This window comes from Stutzerimonas stutzeri (assembly GCF_013522825.1).
In the GTDB taxonomy this organism is placed as follows: Bacteria; Pseudomonadota; Gammaproteobacteria; order Pseudomonadales; family Pseudomonadaceae; genus Stutzerimonas; species Stutzerimonas stutzeri_AK.
The window spans coordinates 20624-27506 of sequence record NZ_JAAMQZ010000050.1; the positions used below are offsets into that span (position 1 = coordinate 20624).

At 64.5% G+C, this 6883-nt stretch carries 8 protein-coding genes and 1 pseudogene; 1 reads left to right on the forward strand and 8 read right to left on the reverse strand.

The window, feature by feature from the left end:
• Window positions 1-6: 6 nt before the first annotated feature.
• Window positions 7-840 carry a TIGR03915 family putative DNA repair protein gene (locus G7020_RS21420; protein ID WP_181086988.1) on the reverse strand — a complete coding sequence of 278 codons (834 nt, stop codon included), beginning with the start codon at window positions 838-840 and terminating at the stop codon, window positions 7-9.
• Window positions 840-2051 carry a putative DNA modification/repair radical SAM protein gene (locus G7020_RS21425; RefSeq protein ID WP_181086989.1) on the reverse strand — a complete coding sequence of 404 codons (1212 nt, stop codon included), beginning with the start codon at window positions 2049-2051 and terminating at the stop codon, window positions 840-842. Before G7020_RS21425 ends, G7020_RS21420 begins: the two co-directional genes overlap by 1 nt.
• 144 nt (window positions 2052-2195) lie before the next feature.
• Between G7020_RS21425 and G7020_RS21430 the strand changes: the two genes are divergently transcribed.
• Window positions 2196-2594: an NINE protein gene (locus G7020_RS21430; RefSeq protein ID WP_181086990.1), complete on the forward strand. Its 399-nt coding sequence runs from the start codon at window positions 2196-2198 to the stop codon at window positions 2592-2594.
• A 114-nt stretch (window positions 2595-2708) separates the two neighbouring features.
• Here the strand turns inward: G7020_RS21430 and G7020_RS21435 are convergent, their stop codons facing one another.
• From G7020_RS21435 to G7020_RS24185, 6 genes and pseudogenes are all read right to left on the reverse strand, one after another.
• On the reverse strand, window positions 2709-3986 hold the full coding sequence (locus G7020_RS21435) for a dihydroorotase (RefSeq protein WP_181086991.1): 1278 nt from the start codon (window positions 3984-3986) through the stop codon (window positions 2709-2711).
• Window positions 3986-5002: an aspartate carbamoyltransferase catalytic subunit gene (locus tag G7020_RS21440; protein WP_181086992.1), complete on the reverse strand. Its 1017-nt coding sequence runs from the start codon at window positions 5000-5002 to the stop codon at window positions 3986-3988. Before G7020_RS21440 ends, G7020_RS21435 begins: the two co-directional genes overlap by 1 nt.
• A 10-nt stretch (window positions 5003-5012) precedes the next feature.
• On the reverse strand, window positions 5013-5525 hold the full coding sequence (pyrR, locus tag G7020_RS21445) for a bifunctional pyr operon transcriptional regulator/uracil phosphoribosyltransferase PyrR (protein ID WP_181086993.1): 513 nt from the start codon (window positions 5523-5525) through the stop codon (window positions 5013-5015).
• Between the two features lie 21 nt (window positions 5526-5546).
• The gene (gene ruvX / locus G7020_RS21450) at window positions 5547-5975 is read right to left on the reverse strand and encodes a Holliday junction resolvase RuvX (protein WP_181086994.1); all 429 of its coding nucleotides are present in this window, start codon (window positions 5973-5975) and stop codon (window positions 5547-5549) included.
• Complete coding sequence (locus G7020_RS21455; RefSeq protein WP_181086995.1) at window positions 5972-6541, reverse strand: YqgE/AlgH family protein; 570 nt, start codon at window positions 6539-6541, stop codon at window positions 5972-5974. Before G7020_RS21455 ends, ruvX begins: the two co-directional genes overlap by 4 nt.
• A 235-nt stretch (window positions 6542-6776) precedes the next feature.
• Window positions 6777-6883: pseudogene (locus G7020_RS24185) on the reverse strand (IS110 family transposase); the annotation flags it as partial.

Genomic DNA, 6883 nt, shown 5'->3' on the forward strand with positions numbered 1-6883 from the left:
AGCCTGTCAGTCTGGCTGACGGGCCGGGCCGATGCGCTTGCCCGGCTGATTGGCGACGCGTTCGGCCTGACCATCACGCTGGGCTCCGGCGCGGGCGCGGCTCATCAGTTGGAGAATCAGCGAGCCCTCCGGCAGGTTCTTCCAGAAACGCACCGGCAGATGGCTCTGCATCACTTTGCGGTTGAGCCGGGCCGGATTGAAGGTGCTTTCGTAATAGGCCTTCCACAGCTCGGCGCCGGGGTCCTGTGCGCCTTGCGCCAGCTGCCGCCAGGCGAGAGGACAGGGGTTGGCGTAGTGCAGGGTCATTCCGTCCCAGAGCACCGCATCCTCCGGCGTTGCGATCAGCCAGGAATGCAGGCCCATGCGTTCGGCGAAGTGTGGGGCCGCGCTGAGCAGGATGTCGTGGGCGGGCTCGAACCAGGCCACGTAGTCCGGAGCGCTGTCCGCCCCCGATGGGCTGAAACGCAAGAAGGCATGCAGATGATGGGCTTCACGGCGCACTGCCTTGAGCCGTGCGTGCAACTCGCTGCCGTCGACATCGCCGACCAGCCGGGCGCTGCGGTCACCCTTGGCGACCCGCCAGAGAATGCGATAGAGCAGGCTCCAGCGATCACTGTTGCGAAAGCGTGCGGCGCCCTCCAGTTCGGTCAGTAACTGTCGTGGAATGCGTATGGCTGCCGACGGCGTGCCCGGCTCGGGCACGGCGCACTGCTCGAACAGGCCCCCTCGGGCGTTGCCCGCCAGCCATTCCAGCTGATGGGGCGCAACCTCTTCAGCAAGCAGGGCGCGGGCAGCGTCGCGCCAGCCCTCGAAGCTGCCGTCGAAGCGCACCTGACGCATCACCACAGCGCCATCTGCTGCGGGCCTTCACTGAGTTGCCGGCGCAGAGTCACGGAGTCGCGATGCGCCAGGCTCGGTCGGTAATCCTGGGTGATGATGAACGGCTTGGCTTTCTCCAGTGAGCAGCGCAGCCGTGTCAGGTCTTCGAAGCGGATGCGCTTCTGCCGACGCAGGGCGACCAGGCGTTTGGCGCTGAGTATCCCGATGCCGGGAATGCGTGCGATCAGTGTGGGCTCGGCACGGTTCAGGTCGACGGGAAAATGCTCGCGGTTGGCCAGTGCCCAGGCGAGCTTGGGGTCGATGTCCAGCGGCAGGTTGCCCGGCCCGGCAAGCAGTTCGCCGGCACTGAAGCCATAGCCGCGCATGAGAAAGTCGGCCTGGTACAGGCGATGCTCGCGCAGCAGCGGTGGCGCTTCGAAGGGCACGCTGGCGGGGCTGTTGGGGATGGGGCTGAAGGCCGAGTAGTAGACGCGGCGCAGGCGAAAGTCGCCATACAGCGACTGGGCGGTGTGGAGGATGGTGCTGTCGTCCGTGGCGTCGGCGCCGACGATCATCTGGGTGCTCTGGCCAGCGGGGGCGAAGCGTGGCGCACGCTTTTCCGCGCGGGCCTCGGTTTCGCCCTGATGGATCGAGTGCATCGCCTGTTTGATGGAAACGACCTGTTTTTCCGGGGCCAGGCGGATCAGGCTGCTTTCGGTGGGCAGCTCGATATTGACGCTGAGGCGATCGGCATAGCGTCCGGCTTCGGCGATCAGCAGCGGGTCGGCGTCGGGAATGGTCTTCAGGTGGATGTAGCCGCGAAACTCGTGTTCCTCGCGCAACAGTCTGGCCACGCGGTTGAGCTGCTCCATGGTGTAGTCCGCCGAACGGATGATGCCGGAGCTGAGGAACAGCCCGCTGATGCAGTTGCGGCGGTAGAAATCCAGCGTCAGCGTCACCACTTCTTCAGGGCTGAAGCGCGCGCGAGGCACATCGCTGGAGCGGCGGTTCACGCAGTATTGGCAGTCGTACAGGCAGAAGTTGGTCAGCAGGATCTTCAGCAGGGCCACGCAGCGGCCATCGGGCGTGAAGCTGTGGCAGATACCCATGCCGTCGGTGGCGCCAAGCCCGCTGCGGCCTTTGGAACTGCGCTTCGGCGCGCCGCTGCTGGCGCATGACACGTCGTATTTCGCGGCGTCGGCCAGGACGCTGAGTTTGTCGATCAATTGCATATGGGATTGCCGAAATACTGTTTGCATGTACAGTATCACGGCAGTGCCGTTTCGCGTTGCCCGTTTGGCGGCGGCACGTGTACACGCCATCGGATAAGATCAGAGCAGCGCCCGGACGGGCTTTCCAGACAGCGAGGTTTTCCCATGCAACAGGACACGCATAGCAAGGTGATCGGCTATCTGCTGTGGATATTCGGATTTCTCGGCTCGCACCGTTTCTATTACGGCAAGCCTGTGACCGGCACGATCTGGTTTTTCACTCTGGGCCTGTTCTTCATCGGTTGGATCATCGACCTGTTCCTGATCCCGTCGATGGACCGCGAGGCCGACCTGCGCTTCAACTCCGGGCCGATTGACTACAACATCGCCTGGATACTGCTGACCTTCCTCGGCGTGTTCGGCGTGCACCGCATGTACCAGGGCAAATGGATCACCGGGATCATCTACCTGTGCAGTGGCGGGCTGTTCTTCATCGGCGTGCTCTACGATTTCTGGACGCTGAACGACCAGATATCGCTGCGTAATGCCGAGAAGAGCCGATAAAAGCCGACAAAGGCGCTGGAGGCTGGATGCTGGACGAAAAGCTTGACGGGGATTTAGCGTAAGCCTCCAGCCCTGTAGGTCGGGTTAGCCGAAGGCGTAACCCGACGCTCGACTTCAGCCCTCAGCCCGGTAACTGACCCGGCCATCGACGATGGTGTAGCGCACCGCGCCGGGCAGGCAGTGGCCGATAAAGGGGCAGTTGCGGCCTTTGGAATACCAGGTTTCCCCGGCCAAGGTTGAACCCTGCGGATCGAACAGCAGGATATCCGCCGGCGCACCCACGCTCAGTTGCCCGACCGGAAGGCGCAGCGCGGCAGCCGGACCGCTGCTCAGGCGAGCCAGCAGCGTCGGCAGGTCCAGCAGGCCGTCTTCCACCAGTGTCAGGGCCAGCGGAAGCAAAATTTCGGCGCTGCTGATGCCCGGCTCCGTCTCGCCGAAGGGTGCCTGCTTGGCGTCAATTTCGTGGGGCTGGTGATGGCTGGAGATGGACGAGATCACACCGCTTTTCACCGCCTGGCGCAGGCCTTCGCGATCCGCTGCGCTGCGCAGCGGCGGCTGCACGTGGTACAGGCTGGAGAAGCCGTGCAGCGCTTCGTCGGTGAGGATCAACTGATACATCGCTACGTCGGCGGTGATCGGCAGGCCGCGAGCCTGCGCCTCGGCGATCATCTGTGCGGCGCGCGCGGTGGTCAGCTGGGTGAAATGCGCGCGTACGCCGGCCTGTTCCACCAGCAGCAGGTTGCGCGCCAGGGCAATGGTTTCCGCGGTTTCCGGGATGCCGGCCAGGCCGAGGAAGGTCGCGCTGGGGCCTTCGTGGGCCAGCCCGCCTTCGGCCAGGTCGCTGTCCTGGCAATGAATGATGATGGTGAGATCGAAGGTCGCAGCGTATTCCAGGGCGCGGCTGAGGTTGCGGTTGCTGGCAATGTTCGCCAGGCCGTTGCCGAAGGCTACGCAGCCCGCATCGCGCAGCGCGACCAGCTCTGACAGCTGCTCGCCGGCCAGGTCACGGGTCAGTGCGCCGATGGGGAAGACCTTGGCATGACCGGATTCGCGTGCCCGGTCGAGGATCAGCTCGGCGACGGCGGCGGTATCCAGCACCGGTCGGGTCAGCGGCGGGCAGCACAGGCTGGTGATGCCGCCGGCGGTGGCGGCCAGGGTTTCGCTGGCGATGGTGCCTTTGCGGCTGTAACCCGGCTCGCGCAGGGCGACCGACAGATCGACCAGGCCGGGCGCGGCGACCAGACCCTGGGCGTCGATGCTTTGCACCGCGCCGAAGTCGGCGGGTGCCTGGCCGATGGCGACGATGCGGCCATCGCGGCAGTAGAGGTTGGTGATTTCATCGCGACCGCTGGCCGGGTCGATCAGGCGCGCACCGAGGATTTCGATTGGCATCAGTTCTGCTCCTCGGCAGCGTATTCGTTTTCGAGTTGGCGCTGGGCGTTCTGGCCGCTCATCGACATGGACAGCACCGCCATGCGGATGGCGATGCCGTAGGTGACCTGGTTGAGAATGACCGACTGGGCCGAGTCGGCCACCGCCGATTCGATTTCCACCCCCCGGTTGATCGGCCCCGGATGCATGACGATGGCATCCGGTTTGGCCAGTGCCATGCGTTGCGTGGTCAGGCCGTAGAGCCGGTAGAACTCGCCTTCGCTGGGCAACCGTCCGCCCTGCATGCGCTCGCGTTGCAGGCGCAGCATGATCACCACATCGACATCGCGCAGGCCTTCGTTCATGTCGTTGTAGACACTCACGCCGTACTGCTCAAGGCCTACCGGCAGCAGGGTCTTCGGGCCGATCACGCGGATGTCGGGGCAGCCCAGGGTCTTCAGCGCCAGCATGTTCGAGCGCGCCACGCGCGAATGCAGGATGTCGCCGACGATGGCCACCGAGAGCTTTTCGAAGTCGCCCTTGTGGCGGCGGATGGTGAGCATGTCGAGCATGCCCTGGGTGGGGTGGGCGTGACGTCCGTCACCGCCGTTGATCACCGCGACGTCGGGGCAGACGTGCTCGGCGATGAAGTGCGCCGCACCGGAGTCGGCATGGCGCACGACGAACATGTCCGCCGCCATGGCTTCGAGGTTGCGCAGGGTGTCGGTGAGGGTTTCGCCCTTGCTGGTCGAGGAGGTCGAGACGTTCAGGGTGATGACGTCCGCCGACAGGCGCTTGGCGGCCAGCTCGAAGGTGGTACGGGTGCGCGTGGAATTCTCGAAGAACACGTTGCAGACGGTCTTGCCGCGCAGCAACGGGACTTTTTTCACCGCTCTGGCGCCGACTTCGAGAAAGGAGTCGGCGGTGTCGAGAATTTCCGTCAGCAGTTCGCGCGGCAGGCCATCCAGGGACAGGAAGTGGCGTAACTGGCCGTTGTCGTTCAGCTGCAGGGGTCGCTTGGCGTCGATTGGCGTCATCGAAAATGTCTCAGTTGGCGGAAGCGAGGGTCTGGTATTCGAGGGCGAGCGGCCTCGGGCCGAGCAGTTTGACGCGCTGCTCGGGCGGCAGGGACAGGGTGGCGCCGACCACGTCCGGCCTGATCGGCAGCTCGCGGGCGTTGAGGTCGAGCAGGCAGACCAAACTGACGCTGGCGGGCCGGCCATAGTCGAACAGCTCGTTGAGCGCGGCGCGGATGGTGCGGCCACTCATCAGCACGTCATCGATGATCACCAGATGCTGCCCTTCGATCTCGAAGGGCAGCTCGGAAGGACGCACTTGCGGGTGCAGGCCGTTCTGGGTGAAGTCGTCGCGATAGAAGGAGACGTCGAGAATGCCCATGGCTTCGTCCTTGCCGCGCAATGCGAGCAGGGCCTGGGCCACCCAGACGCCGCCGGTGCGGATGCCGATGAAGCGTGGTTGCTCGATGCGGTGGCTGTTCAGGTGCAGATCGAGCGCGGCGGCCATTTCGGGGAGCAGCTGTTCGGGGTTGGGCAGGGTCATGATGTCTCCTTGAAAGCCGTTTCAGGCCTTGGGCTGCGCAGTCAGCCAGCCTTCCAGTAAAAGTGCCGCGGCGAGGGCGTCCACCGGGCGTTGACGAAAACCATCGCTCTGACCTGCACGCAGGCGCTCGCCCTTGGCTTCGTAAGTGGTCAGGCGTTCGTCATGAGTATGCACGGGCAGGTTATAGCGACCATTGAGGCGCCGGGCGAACTTCTCCGCGCGCGCGCTCATGTCGCTGGGGCTGCCGTCCATATTGAGCGGCAGGCCTACCACCAGCGCATCGGGCTGCCACTCGCGCAGCAGCGCCTCGATCTGGTTCCAGTCGGGCACACCATCGCGCGCCTTGAGCACGCAAAGCTCCCGCGCCTGGCCGGTAATCATCTGGCCGACGGCGACGCCGATCTGCTTGGTGCCGTAGTCGAAGCCAAGCAACAGGCGCGGCGTACTCATGCGTGACCGACCTGGCTGCTGAGCCGGCTGAGGTCGACGCCCAGCGATGCTGCGGCGGCGCTCAGGCGCTCGTCATGGGCAAGGTCGAAAAGAATGTGCGGCTGCGCCGGGCAACTCAACCAGGCGTTGTCCACCAGCTCCGCTTCAAGCTGGCCCGGCTCCCAGCCGGCATAGCCGAGAGCGATGAGGTGTCGCTGCGGACCTTGGCCGTCGGCGATGGCGAACAGCACGTCCTGGGAGGTGGTCATGCCCAACGGGCCAAGTGCGAGCGTCGCCTGGAACTGGGCATCGGCCGGGTGCAGCACGAAGCCACGATCGACCTGCACCGGGCCGCCGGAAAAGATCGGCAGCAACTGGCTGAGCGGGGTCGGCGGCTCGTCGGGGCGCAGCTGTTCGAGGATGTCGGCCAGATTCAGCCCGTTTGGGCGGTTGACGATGAGGCCCATGGCGCCGTCCTGATTGTGCTCGACCAGATAGATCAGCGTCTGGGCAAAACGAGGATCGGCCATGTGCGGCATGGCGATCAGGAAGTGGTGCTTGAGATAAGTCGACGTGGCGTTTTTCATGCCGCTAGTTTCGGGCTTCGGCGTGGCGGCTTCAAGCTTCAAAAGCAGCGGGTAGGTCGGGACGTGCTCTGCCGACCCGGCGAACGGCCAGACGTTGCGAAGGTCTGCGCCTTGCTCGTCGGGTCATGCCTTCTGATCGTCGGATTACGCCTTCGGATACCCGGATTACGCCTTCGGCTAATCCAGGCTACGGCTTCCGTAGGTTGGATTAGCTTTGTAGATACCGTCTTGCCCCTCACTTCGCAATAGCGAGTTCGGGGTTGAACGGTTCGCCGGATTTCAACACGCCATAGGCGATACAGAGCAATTTACGCATCGCCGCGCAGACGATCTGTTTGCCGG

Excerpts from the sequence above, each read along its gene's own strand:
- G7020_RS21420 (WP_181086988.1), bottom strand. The coding sequence starts at position 840 with ATGCGTCAGGTGCGCTTCGACGGCAGCTTCGAGGGCTGGCGCGACGCT.
- G7020_RS21425 (WP_181086989.1), bottom strand. The coding sequence starts at position 2,051 with ATGCAATTGATCGACAAACTCAGCGTCCTGGCCGACGCCGCGAAATAC.
- G7020_RS21430 (WP_181086990.1), top strand. The coding sequence starts at position 2,196 with ATGCAACAGGACACGCATAGCAAGGTGATCGGCTATCTGCTGTGGATA.
- G7020_RS21435 (WP_181086991.1), bottom strand. The coding sequence starts at position 3,986 with ATGCCAATCGAAATCCTCGGTGCGCGCCTGATCGACCCGGCCAGCGGT.
- G7020_RS21440 (WP_181086992.1), bottom strand. The coding sequence starts at position 5,002 with ATGACGCCAATCGACGCCAAGCGACCCCTGCAGCTGAACGACAACGGC.
- pyrR (WP_181086993.1), bottom strand. The coding sequence starts at position 5,525 with ATGACCCTGCCCAACCCCGAACAGCTGCTCCCCGAAATGGCCGCCGCG.
- ruvX (WP_181086994.1), bottom strand. The coding sequence starts at position 5,975 with ATGAGTACGCCGCGCCTGTTGCTTGGCTTCGACTACGGCACCAAGCAG.
- G7020_RS21455 (WP_181086995.1), bottom strand. The coding sequence starts at position 6,541 with ATGAAAAACGCCACGTCGACTTATCTCAAGCACCACTTCCTGATCGCC.